Annotated in this window: 17 protein-coding genes; 12 read left to right on the top strand and 5 right to left on the bottom strand. The window is 61.5% G+C overall.

Going from position 1 to position 20,460, the window contains the following annotated elements:
• Positions 1-6 precede the first annotated feature (6 nt).
• From GV819_RS21435 to GV819_RS21425, 3 genes are all read right to left on the bottom strand, one after another.
• Entirely contained in the window at positions 7-1,323 is a 1,317-nt protein-coding gene (locus tag GV819_RS21435; RefSeq protein WP_161758046.1) for an MFS transporter, read from the bottom strand.
• A gap of 347 nt (positions 1,324-1,670) precedes the next feature.
• Positions 1,671-2,900 (bottom strand): HlyC/CorC family transporter, encoded by a 1,230-nt coding sequence (locus tag GV819_RS21430; protein ID WP_161758045.1) that lies wholly within the window; start codon positions 2,898-2,900, stop codon positions 1,671-1,673.
• Between the two features lie 9 nt (positions 2,901-2,909).
• Complete coding sequence (locus tag GV819_RS21425) at positions 2,910-3,722, bottom strand: cytochrome C assembly family protein (protein ID WP_161758044.1); 813 nt, start codon at positions 3,720-3,722, stop codon at positions 2,910-2,912.
• 208 nt (positions 3,723-3,930) lie between these two features.
• Between GV819_RS21425 and ffh the strand changes: the two genes are divergently transcribed.
• From ffh to GV819_RS21395, 6 genes are all read left to right on the top strand, one after another.
• A complete protein-coding gene (gene ffh, locus GV819_RS21420; RefSeq protein WP_161758043.1) occupies positions 3,931-5,307 on the top strand; it encodes a signal recognition particle protein in 1,377 nt (458 codons plus the stop codon).
• Between the two features lie 249 nt (positions 5,308-5,556).
• On the top strand, positions 5,557-5,808 hold the full coding sequence (gene rpsP, locus GV819_RS21415; RefSeq protein WP_161758042.1) for a 30S ribosomal protein S16: 252 nt from the start codon (positions 5,557-5,559) through the stop codon (positions 5,806-5,808).
• Positions 5,809-5,813: 5 nt separating this feature from the next.
• The gene (gene rimM, locus GV819_RS21410) at positions 5,814-6,350 is read left to right on the top strand and encodes a ribosome maturation factor RimM (protein WP_161758041.1); all 537 of its coding nucleotides are present in this window, start codon (positions 5,814-5,816) and stop codon (positions 6,348-6,350) included.
• Positions 6,332-7,105, top strand: coding sequence for a tRNA (guanosine(37)-N1)-methyltransferase TrmD (gene trmD / locus GV819_RS21405; protein ID WP_178124942.1), 774 nt, complete (start codon positions 6,332-6,334; stop codon positions 7,103-7,105). Before rimM ends, trmD begins: the two co-directional genes overlap by 19 nt.
• 45 nt (positions 7,106-7,150) lie before the next feature.
• Positions 7,151-7,501 (top strand): 50S ribosomal protein L19, encoded by a 351-nt coding sequence (gene rplS, locus GV819_RS21400; RefSeq protein WP_009047143.1) that lies wholly within the window; start codon positions 7,151-7,153, stop codon positions 7,499-7,501.
• A 91-nt stretch (positions 7,502-7,592) separates the two neighbouring features.
• Entirely contained in the window at positions 7,593-8,006 is a 414-nt protein-coding gene (locus tag GV819_RS21395; protein WP_161758040.1) for an acyl-CoA thioesterase, read from the top strand.
• Positions 8,007-8,079: 73 nt separating this feature from the next.
• Here GV819_RS21395 and GV819_RS21390 read toward each other — a convergent pair whose 3' ends face one another.
• The gene (locus GV819_RS21390) at positions 8,080-9,882 is read right to left on the bottom strand and encodes a cation:proton antiporter (RefSeq protein ID WP_161758039.1); all 1,803 of its coding nucleotides are present in this window, start codon (positions 9,880-9,882) and stop codon (positions 8,080-8,082) included.
• 107 nt (positions 9,883-9,989) lie between these two features.
• Here GV819_RS21390 and xerD point away from each other — a divergent pair, with 107 nt between their 5' ends.
• The 6 genes from xerD to GV819_RS21360 all read left to right on the top strand — a co-directional run bounded on the left by xerD (position 9,990) and on the right by GV819_RS21360 (position 19,789).
• Positions 9,990-10,886 (top strand): site-specific tyrosine recombinase XerD, encoded by an 897-nt coding sequence (xerD, locus tag GV819_RS21385; RefSeq protein WP_161758038.1) that lies wholly within the window; start codon positions 9,990-9,992, stop codon positions 10,884-10,886.
• A 149-nt stretch (positions 10,887-11,035) separates the two neighbouring features.
• Entirely contained in the window at positions 11,036-11,767 is a 732-nt protein-coding gene (locus GV819_RS21380; RefSeq protein ID WP_161758037.1) for a thioredoxin fold domain-containing protein, read from the top strand.
• A gap of 135 nt (positions 11,768-11,902) precedes the next feature.
• Positions 11,903-13,207, top strand: coding sequence for a homoserine dehydrogenase (locus GV819_RS21375; protein ID WP_161758036.1), 1,305 nt, complete (start codon positions 11,903-11,905; stop codon positions 13,205-13,207).
• Positions 13,208-13,315: 108 nt separating this feature from the next.
• Positions 13,316-14,725, top strand: a complete 1,410-nt coding sequence (thrC, locus tag GV819_RS21370) for a threonine synthase (RefSeq protein ID WP_161758035.1) — start codon at positions 13,316-13,318, stop codon at positions 14,723-14,725.
• Between the two features lie 92 nt (positions 14,726-14,817).
• Positions 14,818-18,432: an ATP-binding protein gene (locus GV819_RS21365; RefSeq protein WP_161758034.1), complete on the top strand. Its 3,615-nt coding sequence runs from the start codon at positions 14,818-14,820 to the stop codon at positions 18,430-18,432.
• Between the two features lie 91 nt (positions 18,433-18,523).
• A complete protein-coding gene (locus GV819_RS21360; RefSeq protein WP_161758033.1) occupies positions 18,524-19,789 on the top strand; it encodes an EAL domain-containing response regulator in 1,266 nt (421 codons plus the stop codon).
• Here GV819_RS21360 and GV819_RS21355 read toward each other — a convergent pair.
• Positions 19,786-20,439: a response regulator transcription factor gene (locus tag GV819_RS21355; protein ID WP_178124944.1), complete on the bottom strand. Its 654-nt coding sequence runs from the start codon at positions 20,437-20,439 to the stop codon at positions 19,786-19,788. The genes GV819_RS21360 and GV819_RS21355 overlap by 4 nt on opposite strands.
• Positions 20,440-20,460: the final 21 nt, after the last annotated feature.

Raw genomic sequence — 20,460 nt, 5'->3', positions numbered from 1 at the left:
CTCTTCCTAACCGACCCGATTGAGGTCGTTGTTGCGCGTCTCCTTCAGGCACAGCACCGCGATCAAACTCAGGATCGCCGCCCCCGAAACATAGCCGCCGACCCAGCTCAAGCCCCCCATCGCCACCAGTTTCTGGGCGAAGAAGGGTGCCGCCGAGGCACCGACAATGCCCCCCAGGTTGTAAGCCGCCGAAGCACCGGTATAGCGCACATGAGTCGGGAACAGTTCCGGCAGCAGGGCGCCCATCGGCGCGAAGGTCACGCCCATCAGGAACAACTCAATGCACAGGAACAGCGCCACGCCTGCGGTGGAACCCTGGGTGAGCAATGGCTCCATGGTGAAGCCGGACAGGATGGCCAGCACTCCGCCGACAATCAGTACTGGCTTACGGCCGAAGCGGTCGCTGGCCCAGGCCGATAGCGGCGTGGCTGCTGCCATGAACAACACCGCGAAGCACAGTAGGCCGAGGAAGGTTTCCCGGCTGTAACCCAGAGTGGAGACGCCGTAGCTCAGGGAAAACACCGTGGAAATATAGAACAGCGCGTAGCACACCACCATCGATGAGGCGCCCAGCAACACCGGCAGCCAGTATTGGCTGAAGAGTTCGACCAGCGGCATTTTCACCCGTTCCTGGCGTGCTACGGCGTTGGCGAAGACCGGGGTTTCATGCAGCTTCAGGCGCACATACAGGCCTACCATTACCAGGGCCGCGCTGAGCAGGAATGGAATGCGCCAGCCCCAGGAGCGGAACTGTTCGTCGTCCAGGCCCAGGGCCAGCGCCAGGAACAAGCCGTTGGCGGCGAGAAAGCCGATGGATGGGCCCAGTTGTGGAAACATGCCGAACCAGGCGCGTTTGCCTTCCGGGGCGTTTTCCGTGGCCAGCAGGGCGGCTCCGCCCCATTCACCGCCGAGCCCCAAGCCTTGGCCGAAACGCAGTATGCACAACAGGATCGGCGCCCAGGCACCGATGCTGGCGTATCCCGGCAGCACGCCGATCAGGGTGGTACACACGCCCATCAGCAGCAGAGAAGCGACCAGGGTCGACTTGCGTCCGACGCGGTCCCCGAAGTGCCCGAACAATGCCGAGCCCAGGGGGCGGGCGAGAAAGGCGATGCCGAAGGTCAAGAAGGCCGAGAGCATCTGTGCGGTGCCGGAGGTCTGGGGGAAGAACACTGGACCGATCACCAGCGCGGCAGCAGTGGCGTAGACGTAGAAGTCGTAGAACTCAATGGCGGTGCCGATGAAGCTGGCGGTGGCCACGCGGGTTGCGGAGTTGGTCGGTTGAGCAGGCGCGGAGGCGCTGTAGGCGGTGCTGGTCGTCATGCGAAGATCCCTGACAGTCAGTGCTCCAGTGGAGCGAATTATTATGGTCGAGCACCCAGGGATGTGGGTTTGGCGCGGTCGTCTCTCGGGGTGGGAGAAACGTCGAACGGTAGCGGCTATGGCGTGCAGGATCGCGCTGAGTGCGGGTAGCACGCGGGACTGCGGGGCTTGGATAAGCCGTCCGATTATAGAAAGGCCCCTAACGATCCAACAAGGGCTAAAACGGGGGGCTGAAACGGTAGCCGCTGTCGCAGGCTGCGATAAGGTCGGGAAGGCGCTTCCTGGCGAACGGAGTAGCGCCCGCCCAATGGCAGGTTATGAGCGGCTGCAAGGGATGCCGGTGAGTCTCAGGTGATGGCGGGAACGCTGCTGGTGTGCCAGATCAGCACGCGGCTGACGCGGTTTTCCTCGGTTTCGAGAATCTCCAGGCGGTAGCGGCCGATCTTCAGGCACACGGCACTGTCGGGAATGGTTTCCAGGGCTTCGGTGACCAGGCCGTTGAGGGTCTTGGGGCCATCGCTGGGCAGGTGCCAGCCGAGGCTCTTGTTCAGCTCGCGGATCGATGCCGCACCTTCCACCACGTAGCGCCCATCGGCTTGAGGGTGGATGTGCGGATTATCCAGGCTGTGCTCGCTTTCGAACTCGCCGACGATTTCTTCGAGGATGTCTTCCAGGGTGACGATGCCCAGCACTTCGCCGTATTCGTCCACCACCATGCCCAGGCGTCGCTGCTGCTTGTGGAAATTGAGCAGCTGCAACTGCAGTGGGGTGCTTTCCGGAACGAAATAGGGCTCGTGGCAGGCCGCCAGCAGCGCATCCTTGGTCAGGCTGGCGTCGGGCAGCAGGTGGCGGATCTGCCGGGTGTTGAGCACCGCTTCGACCTGGTTGATGTCGCTGTGGAACACCGGCAGGCGCGTGCGTTTGTTCAGGCGCAGTTGGGCGATGATCTCTTCGATCGGGTCGTCCAGGTTGATGCCGTCCACTTCGCTGCGGGGCACCAGGATGTCATTGACGGTGATGTTGTCCAGGGCATGGATGCCGGACAGGGCATGGTGCTCCTGAGGGGCGGGTTCGTCGTCCTGCAGTGCTGGGTCGTCGTCGCTGTGCTTGACGGCGCTGGCTTTGGCGGCAAAGGGCCGCAACAGCAGCTGGCTGATGGCGTTGAGCAGCCATGCCAGGGGATAGATGATCTTCATCGGAATGGCCAACAGGCTGTTGCCGAAGCTCAAGGTGCCTTCCGGGTACCGCGCGGCGAGGGTCCGGGGCAGGTATTCGGCCAATACCAGCAGGCCACAGGTGCTGATCAGGCACGCCAGCCAGGGGCCGTTTTCCGCCCAGTAGAACAGTGCCAGCAAGGTGCTGATGATCACCGCCAGGACTCGGCACAAGGTATTGCACAGAATCAGACTTTCCTTGGGGAAGGCCAGCCTTGCAGACGGCTTGTCACCCGAGCGCGAATGGCTGCGCAGGGTCAGCAGATGCAATTGTGCAGCATCGATGGCCGTGAACAGGCCTGACCAGACAATGAGCAGGGCGATTACCGCGAGCATGGGCCCGGAGGGCAGAGAGTCGGTCATGGCCGGTCGTCAAATATGCAGGATGTATTCACGAACCAGCTTGCTGCCGAAGTAGGCGAGCATCAGCAGGCAGAAGCCCGCGAGGGTCCAGCGAATCGCCTTGTGTCCGCGCCAGCCGAGGCGATTGCGGCCCCACAGCAGCACGCTGAATACCACCCAGGCCAGGCAGGCCAGCAGGGTCTTGTGCACCAGGTGCTGGGCAAACAGGTTCTCGACAAACAGCCAGCCGGAGATCAGCGACAGCGAGAGCAGGGTCCAGCCGGCCCAGAGGAAGCCAAACAGCAGGCTTTCCATGGTCTGCAGTGGGGGAAAGTTCCTGATCAGCCCGGACGGGTGCTTGTTCTTCAGTTGGTGATCCTGCACCAGCAGCAGCAAGGCCTGGAACACCGCGATGGTGAACATGCCGTAGGCCAGGATCGACAGCAGGATATGGGCGAGAATCCCAGGTTCTTCATCAATCACCGGTACGGTCCCGGTGGGCACGAACTGCGCCAGCAGGGCAGTCAGGGCGCCGAGTGGGAACAACAGCACCAGCAGGTTTTCCACGGGAATGCGCGAGCAGGCCAGCAGGGTCAGGGCGATGACGGCGGCGGCGATCAGGCTGGCGGCGCTGAAGAAGTCCAGGCCCAGGCCGACCGGGGTCATCAGGTGGGTCAGCAGGCTGGCGCTATGGGCGAGCAGGGCCAGGACGCCGAGCGTAACCAGCAGGCGCTTGTTCGCCTTGGCGCCTGTGGCCAGGCGGGAGCCTTGATAGAAGGTCGCAGCGGCATAAAGGACGGCGGCGGCGAGGGTGGGTAGCAAGCTGGGTGACAAGGGGAGCATAAATCCTGTTAGGCAGGCCCGAAAGTCGCTGAGTTTGGCATAGAACCCACAGCCCTGAAAGACCACGCAAGCAGACGGCGAGGTGTCCGCCACGCACAGTCTTCGCTATAATCCGCGCCCTGCCCACGCCGCAGGCTCATCGAGCACTTGTTTATTACGCTCTGGGCCGCCATTACCCCGGTCTACCTTGGGCCTGAAAGGATCGAGCATGTTTGAAAACCTAACCGACCGTCTCTCGCAGACGCTGCGCCATGTCACCGGCAAGGCCAAGCTGACCGAAGACAACATCAAAGACACCCTGCGCGAAGTGCGCATGGCGTTGCTCGAAGCCGACGTCGCCCTGCCAGTGGTCAAGGACTTCGTCAATTCGGTCAAGGAACGTGCAGTCGGCACCGAAGTGTCCCGCAGCCTGACCCCGGGCCAGGCCTTCGTGAAGATTGTCCAGGCCGAGCTGGAAAGCCTGATGGGTGCGGCCAACGAGGACTTGAACCTCAGTGCGGTGCCACCCGCTGTAGTGTTGATGGCCGGCCTGCAAGGTGCCGGTAAGACCACTACCGCCGGCAAGCTCGCGCGCTTCCTTAAAGAGCGCAAGAAAAAGAGCGTGATGGTGGTGTCGGCGGACGTCTACCGTCCGGCGGCGATCAAGCAGCTGGAAACGCTCGCCAATGACATCGGCGTGACCTTCTTTCCATCGGACCTGAGCCAGAAGCCGGTAGCCATCGCCGAAGCGGCTATTAAAGAAGCCCGGCTCAAGTTCATCGATGTGGTGATCGTCGACACCGCCGGTCGCCTGCACATCGACGAAGAGATGATGGGCGAGATCAAGGCCTTGCACGCCGCGATCAAGCCGGTGGAAACCCTGTTCGTGGTCGACGCCATGACCGGCCAGGACGCCGCCAACACCGCCAAGGCCTTTGGCGATGCGCTGCCACTGACTGGGGTGATCCTGACCAAGGTCGACGGTGATGCCCGTGGTGGTGCAGCACTGTCGGTACGGGCCATTACTGGCAAGCCGATCAAATTCATCGGTATGGGCGAGAAGACCGAGGCGCTTGAGCCGTTCCATCCTGAGCGTATCGCTTCGCGCATCCTTGGCATGGGCGACGTGCTCAGTCTGATCGAGCAGGCCGAACAGACCCTCGATAAAGAAAAAGCCGACAAGCTTGCTAAAAAACTGAAGAAGGGCAAGGGCTTCGACCTCGAAGACTTCCGCGACCAGCTGCAACAGATGAAGAACATGGGCGGCCTCGGCGGCCTGATGGACAAGCTGCCGAACATCGGCGGCGTGAACCTGGCGCAGATGGGCAATGCCCAGGGTGCGGCAGAGAAGCAGTTCAAGCAGATGGAAGCCATCATCAATTCCATGACTCCGGCCGAGCGCCGCGACCCTGAGCTGATCAGCGGTTCGCGCAAGCGTCGGATCGCCATGGGCTCCGGTACCCAGGTGCAGGACATCGGTCGCTTGATCAAGCAGCACAAGCAGATGCAGAAGATGATGAAGAAGTTCTCCGCCAAGGGCGGGATGGCCAAGATGATGCGCGGCATGGGCGGTATGTTGCCCGGCGGCGGCATGCCGAAAATGTAAAGAATCTGCGCCGGCAGTCATGTCGGCGCTTTTCCACGGGGACGTGGAATCTCCAGCAAACCTCTACTTGAGGCGCGCTGACCCGCTGTTGCTTGCAACGGCTCCATAGCAAATCTGAGTGGCAGCCGATAGGCGCCGGAAAAAGACATTTGCAAAAGTCCGGATATTCCTTAGAATATGCGGCCTTTCGGGCACCCATGCCCGCTGTGCATTTAGATTTGCAGCACCGACTACAGGAACGATGTTCACATGCTAACAATCCGTCTTGCCCTTGGCGGCTCCAAAAAGCGCCCGTTTTACCACTTGACCGTGACCGACAGCCGTAACCCACGTGACGGTTCGCACAAAGAACAAGTTGGTTTCTTCAACCCGATCGCTCGTGGTCAAGAAATCCGCCTGTCCGTGAACCAAGAGCGCGTAGCCTACTGGCTGAGCGTTGGTGCACAGCCTTCTGAGCGTGTTGCTCAGTTGCTGAAGGAATCGGCTAAGGCTGCAGCCTGAACCCTATGAACGCGACGCCTGCTCCTGCTGATGATTTGATCGTTATCGGCAAAATCTATTCTGTTCACGGCGTTCGCGGCGAAGTGAAGGTTTACTCCTTTACTGATCCAATTAAAAACCTGTTGGACTACAAAACCTGGACGCTCAAGCGCGAAGGTAGCGTGAAACAGGTTGAGCTGGTCAGCGGACGCGGGAATGACAAATTCCTGGTCGCAAAGCTCAAGGGTCTTGATGATCGTGAAGAAGCTCGTCTTCTGGCCGGTTACGAGATCTGCGTGCCGCGCAACCTGTTCCCTGAACTGACCGACGGCGAGTACTACTGGTACCAGCTGGAAGGTCTGAAGGTTATTGACCAACTCGGGCAATTGCTCGGGAAGATCGATCATCTTCTGGAAACCGGCGCCAATGATGTAATGGTGGTCAAGCCTTGCGCTGGCAGCCTGGATGATCGCGAACGCCTGTTGCCCTATACCGAGCAATGCGTGTTGGCCATCGACCTGGCCGCGGGCGAGATGAAGGTGGAATGGGACGCGGACTTCTAAGCGTGGCTAATTTGCGCGTAGAAGTGATCAGTTTGTTTCCCGAGATGTTTTCCGCCATCAGCGAGTACGGCATAACCAGCCGCGCGGTGAAACAGGGGCTGTTGCAGCTCACCTGTTGGAATCCGCGAGACTACACCACGGATCGACATCACACTGTAGACGATCGCCCGTTTGGCGGTGGTCCAGGCATGGTGATGAAGATCAAGCCCCTGGAGGATGCGCTGGTTCAGGCCAGAAATGCAGCCGGGGAGGGTGCGAAGGTGATTTACCTGTCGCCCCAGGGCCGTCAACTGAATCAGTCGGCGGTACGCGAGTTGGCGAATGAGGATGCATTGATCCTGATTGCCGGTCGCTATGAAGGCATTGACGAGCGTTTTATTGAGGCTCATGTCGATGAAGAGTGGTCGATTGGCGACTATGTACTCTCCGGTGGCGAGCTGCCGGCGATGGTCCTGATTGATGCGGTTACGCGACTGCTGCCCGGAGCTTTAGGGCATGTGGATTCCGCGGAGGAAGATTCCTTCACGGACGGTCTGCTGGATTGCCCGCACTACACCCGACCGGAGGTGTATGCGGATCAGCGTGTTCCCGACGTGTTGCTAAGTGGCAACCACGCACACATCCGGCGTTGGCGTTTACAGCAGTCCCTTGGTCGGACCTATGAACGACGCGCCGATCTTCTGGAAAGCCGCTCGCTTTCTGGAGAAGAGAAGAAGCTGCTCGAGGAATATCTCCGCGAGCGGGACGATAGTTAACAACGTATCGATGGTAGATCCGACGATTTACCTTAGGAGCACAGCATGACCAACAAAATCATCCTTGCACTCGAAGCAGAGCAGATGACCAAAGAGATCCCAGCCTTTGCCCCGGGCGACACCATTGTCGTTCAGGTGAAAGTGAAGGAAGGCGATCGTTCCCGTCTGCAGGCATTCGAAGGCGTTGTAATCGCCAAGCGTAACCGCGGCGTGAACAGTGCATTCACCGTTCGTAAAATCTCCAACGGTGTTGGCGTAGAGCGTACTTTCCAGACTTACAGCCCGCAAATCGACAGCATGGCTGTCAAGCGTCGCGGTGACGTACGTAAAGCCAAGCTGTACTACCTGCGTGACCTGTCGGGTAAAGCAGCTCGCATCAAGGAAAAACTGGCTTAAGTCCAGCTTCCGATGCAGAAAAAAGCAGCCTACGGGCTGCTTTTTTGTTGCCCGTCATTTATCCCTTCTTAGTGTTTCAGGCAGTCGATCCATGTCCCTTCGCGAGCAAGAAATCACCCGCCGCACCGAGCTCTCGGTGACCCGTGTGACCAAGGCGGTATTCCCGTCCACCACCAACCACCACAACACCCTGTTCGGCGGCACCGCCCTGGCCTGGATGGACGAAGTGTCGTTTATCGCGGCCACGCGTTTCTGTCGGCTGCCACTGGTGACAGTGTCCACTGACCGGATCGATTTCAATCATCCGATCGCCGCTGGTTCGATTGTCGAGTTGGTGGGGCGAGTGGTGAAAGTGGGCAACACCAGCCTCAAGGTCGAGGTCGAGGTGTTTGTCGAAAGCATGAGCTGTGATGGTCGGGAGAAGGCCATCCATGGCTTGTTCAGCTTTGTCGCCATCGACGACGACAAGCGCCCGGTGCCGGTGCTTCCAGGGTTCGCGGCGTAGGAGCCGGCTTGCCGGCGAATGGGGGGGCTCGGGCCTCTTCGCTGGCAAGCCAGCTCCTACGAGGGGGTTGTGGTTAGAGGGACTCGGGTTGGATCAGGGCCAGCAGGGTCCAGCCTGCCGCCGGCTTGAGGCTGCTTTCTGGGGTGAAAACATGCACCCAGCCGTTGCCATCGCGGGCGAACAGCAGGGTCGCGCGTTCGCCGTGCAACGTCTGGTAGGCGTCCCAGTCAAAGGCTTCGGTCAGGTTTGTGCTGTACAGCTCCGCGCCCTGGCCCAGCAGGCTGGCCAGCTTGGTATAGGTCAGGGCCTCGCTGCCCAGGAGCTGGCCGCGGTGTTCATGGCTGGCCCGGTGCTTATCGGTGCGCCGGCTTTCCTGGCTGTTGGCCAGCGCGAACAGGCGCTGATGGCCGAAGTCGTGACGAAAGCGCATAGCCGCCAGGGTGTTGAGTTCGCCTGAAGGTGAGAGCGCCAGCAGATGCCCCAATCCCACCAGATCCAGGTGCGCGTCGGCGTGCTGCGAGGCCGGATTGCCGAAATAGGTGGGCAGGCCTTCCATGCGCGCGGCGCGGATGTTCTCCCAGCTGGAGTCGGTCAGCAGCACTCGGCTGCCCAACTGCTGCAAGGCCTTGCCAATGGTGCGTGCCGGGCCGTTGGCGCCGACGATCAGGAAGCCGCTGGGGGCGGGTTCCGCGACTTTCAGCAGGCGCGCCAACGGACGAGCGGTGGCGCTTTGCAGGACCACCGTGCCGATGATCACGGCGAAGGTCAGTGGCACCAATAGCAGTGCACCCTGATGCCCGGCCTCATCCAGGCGTATGGCGAAAATCGCCGAAACCGCCGCCGCCACAATCCCCCTCGGTGCGATCCAGGCCAGCAAGGCACGCTCGCGCCAGTTGAGACTCGATCCTGCAGTGGACAGCAAAACATTCAGTGGTCGGGCGATGAACTGGATCACCAGCAGCAGAATCAGCACCAGCGGGCCCAGGGCAATCAGCGCCTTGAGGTCCAGGCGCGCCGCCAACAGGATGAACAGCCCGGAAATCAGCAGCACGCTGAGGTTTTCCTTGAAGTGCAGGATATGTCGCACGTCCACGCCCTTCATGTTGGCCATCCACATGCCCATCAGCGTCACCGCCAGCAGTCCGGATTCATGCATCACCTGGTTGGAGGCAATGAAGATCCCCAGCACCGCCGCCAGGGTCGCCAGGTTGTGCAGGTATTCCGGCAACCATTGGCGCCGCATGATGCTGCCCAGGACCCAGCCACCGACGATGCCGAACAGCCCGCCACAAAGGATCACCCCAGCAAAGGTCAGCAGGCTGTGGCTCAGGCCCTCGCCGGCGGCGCTGGCAATAATGAAGCTGTAGACCACCACCGCCAGCAGCGCACCGATCGGGTCGATGACGATGCCCTCCCAGCGCAGGATGTTGGCAATCGAGGCTTTGGGGCGCACGACCCGCAACATGGGCACGATCACTGTCGGCCCGGTGACCAGGGTCAAGGTCCCGAACAGCAGGGCCAGCATCCAGTCGAAGCCCAGTAGCCAGTGAGTGGCGAGGGTGATCACAGCCCAGGTGGACAGGGCGCCGATCGTCACCAGGCGGTGCACTACGTTGCCAATCTCTCGCCATTCCGAGAGGTGCAGGGTCAGGCTGCCTTCGAACAGGATCAGCGCCACAGCCAGGGAGACCAGGGGCATCAGTAACGGGCCGAACATCTCCTGGGGATCGAGCCAGCCCAGTATCGGGCCGGCGAGAATGCCGCTGAGCAGCAGGAACAGAATGGCCGGCAGTTTCAGTCTCCAGGCCAACCATTGGCAGCCCAGCGCGGCGACGCCAATGCCGCCGAAGGCCAGCAAAATCTGTTGTTCGCTCATCAATGCACCCTGTTCCTTGAAATGGCTGGCTATGAAAGACTAGCGACCCTCTGCACAGTTCACTATTTTTTTGCGCGTGGCCCCTGGATCGCGCCTTTCGAGTGTTTATGCCCGCCATCGACCACCCCTTGATCGACCGATTTCTCGATGCCCTGTGGCTGGAGAAAGGCCTGTCCGACAACACCCGTGATGCCTATCGCAGTGACCTGGCATTGTTCAATGGTTGGTTGCAGGAGCAGGGGCTGGAGTTGCCGCGGGCCGGGCGCGAGTTGATCCTTGATCACCTGGCCTGGCGTGTTGAGCAGGCTTACAAGCCCCGCTCGACGGCGCGATTTCTCTCAGGGTTGCGTGGGTTCTATCGTTACTTGCTGCGAGAAAAGCTGATCGAGGTCGACCCGACCCTGCAGATCGATATGCCGCAGTTGGGGCGTCCACTGCCCAAGTCACTGTCGGAGGCGGATGTCGAGGCGCTGCTGGCGGCGCCGGACCTCGGCGAAGCCATCGGCCAGCGTGATCGCGCCATGCTCGAAGTGCTATATGCCTGTGGCTTGCGGGTCACCGAGTTGATCAGCCTGACCCTGGAGCAGGTAAACCTGCGTCAGGGCGTGTTGCGCGTGATGGGCAAGGGCAGCAAGGAGCGCCTGGTGCCCATGGGCGAGGAAGCGATTGTCTGGGTCGAGCGTTACATGCGTGACGCCCGGGGCGAGTTGCTGGGAGGGCGGCCCAGCGATGTGCTGTTTCCCAGTCTGCGTGGCGAGCAGATGACCCGGCAAACCTTCTGGCATCGGATCAAGCACCAGGCCAAGGTGGCCGGCATTGGCAAGTCGCTGTCGCCCCATACTCTGCGCCATGCCTTTGCCACGCATCTGCTCAATCACGGCGCCGATCTGCGGGTGGTGCAGATGTTGTTGGGGCACAGTGACCTGTCCACCACTCAGATCTATACCCACGTGGCCCGTGCCCGTCTGCAGGATTTGCACGCCAAGCATCACCCGCGGGGCTGATTTGGCTTTCGGAAGGCGCTTTGCGTCGCCCGTAGTCGGTGCCGGCAAACAGATGTGATAGGCTTTGCCGGTTTGCAAAACGGCTGTTTGCGAGCGATTGCCATGGCGATCGCTCCAGGTTGCCCATTTGCCCGCCTTCAGGAGTTCCCATGCGTTTGACCCAGATTTTTGCCGCCGCCTCCCTGGCGCTGCTCAGCACCTTCGCCATGGCCGATGACAGTGCCGATAAAGCCATTCGCAAAAGCCTCGAGACTCTGCAGCTCGATACGCCGGTGGAGAGCATCACCGCCAGTCCCCTGGCCGGCCTGTATGAGGTCAAGCTCAAGGGCAGTCGAGTGCTGTATGCCAGCGCCGACGGCCAGTTCGTGGTCCAGGGCTATCTGTTCCAGCTCAAGGACGGTAAGCCGGTCAACCTGACGGAAAAAACCGAGCGTCTGGGCATTTCCAAGTTGATCAACGGCATCCCGGTCGCGGAAACTGTGGTCTATCCGGCCATCGGCGAGACCAAGACCCACATCACCGTGTTCACCGACACCACTTGCCCGTACTGCCACAAGCTGCACGCTGAAGTGCCCGAGCTGAACAAGCTGGGCGTTGAAGTGCGCTACGTTGCGTTCCCGCGCCAGGGCCTGGGCTCGCCGGGTGACGAACAGCTGCAAGCAGTCTGGTGCTCGGCGGACAAGAAAGCCGCCATGGACAAGATGGTCGACGGCAAGGAAATCAAGGCGGCCAAGTGCGCCAACCCGGTTTCCAAGCAGTTCGCCCTGGGGCAGTCGATCGGCGTCAACGGTACGCCGGCCATCGTCCTGGCCGACGGCCAAGTGATTCCGGGCTACCAGCCAGCACCACAGATCGCCAAACTGGCGCTGGGTGCGAAATAATCCTGCATCGTCACGCTAGCCTTTGACGATCATGGCCCGGCGGTTGCGACCGACGGGCCATTAATAGAGAGCCGCGCTGTTTGCGGCTGTTTTCCACGGCCGACCTTGAGTCGGCCGTTTTATGGGGAGTTCAGAGTGAATCCGGTCAAAGTAGGCATCTGTGGGCTGGGTACTGTCGGTGGCGGTACCTTAAACGTACTTCAGCGCAACGCCGAGGAGATTGCTCGGCGTGCCGGGCGTGGAATCGAAGTAGCGCAGATTGCTACCCGTACGCCAAAGCCCCAGTTCCAGACGACCGGTATTGCGATTACCAACGATGTCTTCGCCGTGGCCACCAACCCTGAAATCGATATCGTCATCGAGCTGGTAGGCGGCTATACCTTGGCTCGCGAACTGGTGCTCAAGGCCATCGAGAATGGCAAGCATGTGGTCACCGCGAACAAGGCGCTGATTGCCGTCCACGGCAACGAAATCTTTGCCAAGGCCCAGGAGAAGGGCGTGATCGTGGCCTTCGAGGCCGCAGTGGCCGGTGGCATCCCGGTGATCAAGGCGATCCGTGAAGGTCTTTCGGCCAACCGTATCAACTGGCTGGCGGGGATCATCAACGGCACCGGCAACTTCATCCTTTCGGAAATGCGCGAGAAAGGCCGTACCTTCGAAGACGTACTGGCCGAAGCCCAGGCCCTGGGTTACGCCGAAGCCGACCCGACGTTCGACGTGGAAGGCATCGATGCTGCGCACAAGCTGACCATCCTGGCGTCCATCGCCTTTGGTATCCCGCTGCAGTTCGACAAGGCCTACACCGAAGGCATCACCAAGCTGACCACCGCTGACGTGAACTACGCCGAAGCCCTGGGCTATCGCATCAAGCACCTGGGTGTGGCACGCCGCACCGAAGCCGGTATCGAGTTGCGGGTGCACCCGACCTTGATCCCTGCCGATCGCCTGATCGCCAACGTCAATGGCGTGATGAACGCGGTGATGGTCAACGGCGATGCTGCGGGTTCGACCCTGTTCTACGGCGCTGGCGCCGGCATGGAACCGACCGCCTCCTCGGTAGTGGCCGACCTGGTGGACGTGGTTCGCGCCATGACCAGCGACCCGGAAAACCGCGTGCCGCACCTGGCCTTCCAGCCGGACTCGCTGTCGGACCACCCGATCCTGCCGATCGAGTCCTGCGAAAGCGCCTACTACCTGCGCATCCAGGCCAAGGATCACCCGGGCGTACTGGCCCAGGTCGCGAGCATCCTCTCGGAGCGCGGGATCAATATCGAATCGATCATGCAGAAGGAAGTGGAAGAGCAGGACGGCCTGGTACCGATGATCCTGCTGACCCACCGTGTTCTGGAGCAGCACATCAACGATGCGATCACCGCCCTGGAAGCCCTGCAGGGTGTTGTCGGTCCAGTGGTCCGTATCCGCGTCGAACATTTGAATTAATCGAAGCAGCTACAAGCTGCAAGCCTCAGGTGGCAAGTCACGGCAGATCCGGCGTTGACTTGCAGCTTGCAGCTTGCAGCTTGAGGCTCAAACCGAAGGTTTGTCCCCATGCGCTATATCAGTACTCGTGGCCAGGCACCGGCCCTGAATTTCGAAGATGTGTTGCTGGCAGGTCTGGCCAGCGATGGCGGTCTCTATGTGCCAGAGAACCTGCCGCGTTTCACCCAGGAGGAAATCGCTTCCTGGGCCGGCCTGCCGTATCACGAGCTGGCGTTCCGGGTCATGCGCCCGTTCGTCACCGGCAGCATTCCGGACGCCGACTTCAAGAAGATCCTGGAAGAAACCTACGGCGCCTTCTCCCACAGTTCCATCGCGCCGCTGCGTCAGCTGAATGGCAATGAGTGGGTGCTCGAGCTGTTCCACGGCCCGACCCTGGCGTTCAAGGATTTCGCCCTGCAACTGCTGGGTCGTCTGCTGGACTACGTGCTGGAGAAGCGTGGCGAGCGCGTGGTGATCATCGGCGCCACCTCCGGTGACACCGGTTCGGCGGCGATCGAAGGCTGCAAGCGTTGTGACAACGTCGACATCTTCATCCTGCACCCGCACAACCGCGTCTCGGAAGTGCAGCGCCGGCAGATGACCACCATCTTCGGCGAGAACATCCACAACATCGCCATCGAAGGCAACTTCGACGACTGCCAGGAAATGGTCAAGGCCAGCTTCGCTGATCAAGGCTTCCTCAAGGGCACTCGCCTGGTGGCGGTGAACTCGATCAACTGGGCGCGGATCATGGCCCAGATCGTCTACTACTTCCACGCGGCCCTGCAACTGGGCGGCCCGGCGCGTTCCATCGCGTTCTCGGTGCCCACCGGCAACTTCGGCGACATCTTCGCCGGCTACCTGGCGCGCAACATGGGCCTGCCGATCAGCCAGCTGATCGTCGCCACCAACCGCAACGACATCCTGCACCGCTTCATGAGCGGCAATCAGTACGTCAAGGAAACCCTGCACGCGACCCTGTCGCCGTCCATGGACATCATGGTCTCGTCGAACTTCGAGCGCCTGTTGTTCGACCTGCACGGTCGCAACGGCGCGGCCCTGGCCGGCCTGATGGACAGCTTCAAGCAGGGCGGCGGCTTCAGTGTCGACGAAGATCGCTGGACCGAAGCGCGCAAGCTGTTCGATTCCCTGGCGGTGAACGACGAGCAGACCTGCGAAACCATTGCCGAGGTGTTCGAGCAGACCGGCGAGATCCTGGACCCGCACACCGCGATCGGGGTCAAGGCGGCTCGCGAGTGCCGTCGCAGCCTGGATACGCCGATGGTGATTCTGGGCACCGCGCACCCGGTCAAGTTCCCGGAAGCTGTGGAGAAGGCCGGTATCGGCAAGTCCCTGGAGCTGCCAGCGCATTTGTCCGACCTGTTCCAGCGTGAAGAGCGCTGCACAGTACTGGCCAATGACCTGAAAGCGGTGCAGGCTTTTGTCAGCCAGCACGGCAATCGTGGCAAGCCCCTCTGATCCCTTGGTCTTGTCGTCCCACGAAGCCCGTCTCCTGACGGGCTTTGTTTTTTCATGCACAAGCTTGGCCCGCCAGGGGCAGGGAGGCCCGGATGATGCTTCGTCAAACTTACAGGGTGCGGCGCGCCTTGGGCCTGCTATTGCTGGGCCTGCTGGCCTGGGCCCTGCTCTGGGGTATGGCGCTGGCCGGTACGGCGAAGAATCTGCCCTTCAAACTGGTGCCGGCGTTCGTCGAGCTGGACCCTCTGACCCTGGCGCCCGCCGAGCGCCAATGGCTGGCGACGCATCCACGCCTGAGGGTGGGGATTGCCATTGATGACTACCAGCCCATTGACATCACCCGGGACCGCAATCGCTATCAGGGCATCAGCGCCGATTACCTCAGCCTGGTGGGCGAGCGATTGGGCGTGGCCATGGAAGTCCTGGGTTTTTCCGAGCGTGAGCAGGCGGTCGAAGCGCTGCGCAACGGCACCATCGATGTTCTGACCAGCGCCAATGGCTATGAGCGGGGCCTCTCTGGGCTGCGCTTCACCAGTGACTACATGCCCGACAGGGCCGTGGTGGTGGTGCGCCGTGACGGGTCGAGCCCCAGTGATGATCTGGCCGGAAAGAAGCTGGTGTTACTGGACGGGTATGCCAACGCCGAACAGGTTCATGCGGCGTATCCGAACAGTCAGATCATGCTCTCGCCCAACCTCTACAGCGGCCTTGAGGCATTGAACCAGGGCGACGCCGACGCCTTTATCGGCAATGAGATCATCGTGCGTGCCTACAAGGCCCTGCGCCCTTATCTGGCTGTGCATATCCAGGATGAAAGCCGCTTGCCGTCGACCGGCTTCGCCTTTGCCACCCGTGACGACAACGCGTTGCTGGCAGGCATGCTGGAGCAGGCACTGCAGAGCATCGACGAATCCCTGCAGCGGGAAATACAGGCCCGCTGGACCACCGGCCTGGGGGCGAACATCTCCGGTGAGCGCATCGAACTGAGCGCCGAGGAGCAGGCCTGGATTCTCCAGCATCCCCATGTGATGGTGGCGTCCCAGCAGTACCCGCCCAACGTGTTCAAGGACAAGGAGGGGCGCTGGGCTGGACTGAACATCGATCTGCTCAACCGTATCGCGCGCATGACCGGCCTGCATTTTGTGCACAAGGAGAGCCTTTCCACAGCACAGACCCTGGAGTGGCTGGAGAGTGGGCAGGCGCAGATGAACTCGACCCTCACGGCCAGTGAAGACCGGCGGTTGTTCCTGAATTTCTCCCATGCCTTTGGTGGTGCTGCCTGGGTCTTTGTCGTGCGCCCCGAGGATCGCCGCCTGAGCAGCCTGGAGCAGATGGCCGGTGAGGTACTGGCGTTGCCGGCGCGGCATACCCTTGAGAGTTACATCCGGCGCAACTATCCCGACATCCGACTGCGCAGCGTTGCCAGCTATGAGGAAGCTCGGGCCCTGGTCAGCAGTGGTGAAGCCCTGGCCACCATTCAGAACGAGGTCCAGGTCCAGGCGCTTGGGTTGGGGCCGGCTGACGATGGGCTCCGGGTGGGGCGCAGCGTTGAAGGCACTTGGTCCGCCGACGAGTTTTCCGTGCGCAAGGATCAGCCCGAGCTGCTGAGTATTCTCAACAAGTCGTTGGAGGCGCTGCCGGTGGCGGAGCTCAGCGCCATCCGTCTCAAATGGCTGGGGGCCACCCCGGTGCCGATGCCGGTCTGGCAGCGGGTGCCGACCTGGGTGTACTGGGCCATTTCCACCGCATTGCTGTTCGGTCTGATTTCCCTGGCCTGGAGCAGTCGGCTCAAGCTGCAGATTCAGCAGCGATTGCAGGCCGAGCAGCGGCTCAATGATCAGTTGGTGTTCATGCGGGCCCTGCTTGACGGCATTCCCAACCCGATCTTTGTCCGTGATCTGGAGGGGCGCCTGATCACCTGCAACAAGAGTTATGAACAGCAGTTGGGGACGAGCCTGGCGTTGATTCAGGGGCGACAACTGCCAGAGCTGGATCTGTTGCCTGCGGCCACCGCTCGCCAGCTGCATGGCGAGATCATGCAGTTGCTGGCGTCCGAGGAATCGGTGTTCGCCGACCGCCAGGTGGAGACGCGCAACGGGTCGATCCATGCCTATCAATGGACGGTTCCGTTCTACAGCGCCGAGGGCCGCCTGCAGGGCTTGCTGGGTGGCTGGATCGATATCACCGAGCGCAAGCGTCTGGAGAACCAGTTGGTGGAGGCGCGTCAGTCTGCCGATCAGGCCAATGCCGCGAAAAGCGCTTTTCTCTCCACCATGAGTCATGAGATCCGCACGCCGATGACCGCGATCATTGGCTTGCTGGAACTGGAGAAGGAGCAGGCCGGGATGCGGGGTGCGCCCTTCTCCGAGGCCCTGCGGGTGGCCTATCAGTCTGCCCAGGAGTTGATCAGTCTGATGGGGGACAGCCTTGATCTGGCCAAGATCGAGGCTGGTCATATGCAGTTGGTGCCGCAGGTCACCGCCCTCAAGCCGTTTTTCGAGAGTGTTCGGCAGCTCTTTGAGGTGACCGCACGCAACCAGGGAGTGCATTTGCAACTGGTGTTCAATGAGGAGGCCCGGGGGCGTTATCTCTTTGATCCCTTGCGCCTGCGCCAGGTCCTGCACAACCTGTTGAGCAACGCCTTGAAGTTCACCGCTGAAGGTGAGGTGCGGGTGACGGTTGAGCGCCAGCTCGATGAGTCTGGCATCCCGTGTCTGCGGATCAGCGTCGCGGACACCGGCCCGGGGATCAGTGCCGAGCAGCAAGCGAAGATATTCACGCCCTTTGTCCAGGCGGATGCCATGACCTCTTCGACCTACGGTGGTACCGGATTGGGTCTGAGCATCTGCCGGCAGTTGACCGAGTTGATGGGCGGGCGCATTCAACTGCTGAGTGAGCCGGGGGCCGGAACCGTTGTAGTGATCGAGCTGTATCTGGAGCGGGTCAGCGAGGATCTCGATCCGCCAGCCTCGCCGCCTGCCGAGCGCCCGCCGAGCCGCAGTATCGACGTGCTGGTGGTGGATGACTTGAGCGCCAATCGCATGGTCCTGAGCCAGCAATTGATGTTTCTCGGGCATCGGGTCGTGGCCTGCGGCAACGCCCGTGAGGCGCTGCAGCAATGGCGCTCCGGGACCTTTGATGTGCTGATGACCGATTGCAATATGCCGGGCATGAGTGGCTACGCCCTGACCGAGGCCATCCGCGAGATCGAGGCGCAGGAAGGGCGTGCGCCCTGTCCGGTGATCGGCTGCACGGCCAATGCCTTCGAAGACGAGCGAGAGCGTTGCGAGCGTGCGGGGATGGATCAGTTGCTGGTCAAGCCGGTGACCCTGGATCAGTTGGCCCAGTCGCTCGCCCGATTCCTGCCGTCGCCATCATTCAACATCCAGACCTTGCGCGGCATGACCCAGGCCGACGAGCACGTGCTGCAGCGCATGTTGCAGGAGTTGTTGCGCAACCTTGGCGAAGAGCAGCAGGCGCTGGAAGAGGCCTTGGTCGTGCAGGATTGGGGGCGCCTGGGAGGCACTTTGCATCGGCTCAAGGGGGTGTGTTGCCTGATCGACGCCTTGCCCCTGGCCAAGGCCTGTATCGAGCTGGAGGTGCTGGTCAAGGAGCGGCAGGGGCAGGCGCTGGGCAGGCAATGGCCGCAGTTGCTCGAGGTCATTGGGATGTTGCGCAGCGACATCCAGACAGCTCTGGACGAATAAGACTTGTCCTATGGGTGATTGGGATTCGTCTGATTATCGTATCGGCCTGTAGTGGACTGTTCCCACCTACGCCGTATCGGAGGTTGCCCCCATGCATTCGCTTAAAGTGCTGATTCTCGAAGACAACTCGTTCCAATTGATGGCCTTGCACCAGATGCTCAACGCCAATGGCGTGTTCAACGTGCTGACCGCCGAGAACCCGGAGTCCGCACGGCGTTCGCTGGACAGCAAGGGGCCGGTGGATATCGCTATCTGCGATCTGTACCTGGAGCAGACCGATGGGCTGGAGCTGATCCGCGAACTGGCCCTTGAGCAGCAGGCCAAGGCTCTGATCATTCTCAGCGACGCCGAGCCGGATGTACTTGAGGGCACGGCCGGCATGGCTCGCGAGCTGGGGTTGAAAGTGCTCGCGTGCCTGCCCAAGCCGGCTTCGGCCGCGGTGATCGGCGACCTGCTCTGTGCCTATCAGCAGCACTCCCGGGCAGGCGGCCCCGAGCTGAACCAGACCTTGCTCCGGGACTTGCTCGGCCTTGAGCCCTTTGTCCTTGAGGCGGTGACCCAGGATGAGGGGCTGGCGGCGGTATTGGCGTGTGGTGTCGCGCACTTTCAGCCGGTCATCCACCAGCACGGCGGGCTGCAAGGCGTCGAGGCGCTGGCGCGCTGGCAGCACCCCGAGCGGGGCTTGCTGATGCCTGGCGAGTTTTTGCCCCTGATCGAGTTCGCCGGCCTGCAGGAGGTCTTCACCTGGCACATGCTGGAGCAGGCGCTTGAGCTGGTGGCCGGAGTCAAGCTGGTGCTGGGCCACTGGCTGCCGATTGCCGTAAACATTCCCATCGGCATCCTTGAGCGGCCATTGTTCCCGCGTCAGTTGGAGGCGTTGCTGAGGCGCTTCGAAGTGCCGGCGCGGATGTTGACCCTGGAAGTGATCGACACCACGCAGCTGCAGACCGATACCGCCCATGTCGAGGCGCTGCTGCGCTTGCGGATGATCGGCTGCAAGTTGTCCATCGGCGATTTCGGTACCGGTGGAACCAGCCTGCAACGCTTGCTGGAGCTGCCTTTCACCGAGCTGAAGATTCCTCCGGTGTTTGTCGCAGGCATGGCCGACGATGAGCGCAAGCGGGCGCTGGTCGGCGGTGCGATGAGCATGGCGCGACGCATGTCCCTGGGGGTGGTGGTGACGGGGATCGAGACCGAGTCCGACTGTATGGCTGCCAAGGGCTTGGGAGCGGCTCACCTGCAGGGTTGTTTTATTGCCCCGCCGCTGAGCGCCGCCGAGACGCGCCAATGGCTGGCCGAGACCCACGGGCTGGGGTGCAACGGCCTTGGCCAGCAGGCGGCCGGTTTGTGTGCTTAGGACAGCCCGTGTTCCTGAACATAGATGTACAGCGCGGCCTCGCTGGAAAGGCCGAGTTTGCGCATGGCGCTGACTTTCTGCGCGCTGACGGTCTGTTTGCTACGGTTGAGCTGGGCGGCGATGGTTCCCACCGCGTGGCCGGCGGCCAGCAGGCGGATCACTTCCAGTTCCCGGGGCGACAACTGATCCTTGGAGACCAGCCGGTCTGGCCCCACTTCGCCGGCGAGGCTCAATGCCCGCTTGATGGCCTGGGCCACATAGGGTTTGTGCTGTCGCGCATGGGCAATGGCTGACGGCAGTTCATCGGCCAGGCTGGCCTTGCTCAGCAACCCCGTCACGCCCAGGTCGAGGATCGAGCGAAACAGTCCGGCGTGGTTGAGCATGGTCACCACCACGATGGGCAGGTCGGGATGATGCCGGCGCAATTGCTCGATCAGTCGCAGCCCGTCGTTCTGCTGCTCCTCGGGCATCATGAAATCCGTGACCAGCACATCGCATTCGACCTCCTGCATCAGTTGGGTCAGGGCGGAAGGCGAACGGGCTTCGCCGACGATAGCCAGGCTGTTGTCCTGTTCCAGCACCGCACGCAAACCGATCAGGAAGATCGGGTGGTCGTCGGCAAGGATGATGCGCAATTTGTTGTTCGACATTGCTTTCAAAGCTTGGGCTCC

Source organism: Pseudomonas sp. Fl5BN2, from assembly GCF_009908205.1.
In the GTDB taxonomy this organism is placed as follows: domain Bacteria; phylum Pseudomonadota; class Gammaproteobacteria; order Pseudomonadales; family Pseudomonadaceae; genus Aquipseudomonas.
Note: the sequence above shows the minus strand (reverse complement) of the source record. Positions and strands in the feature narration are given on the sequence as shown.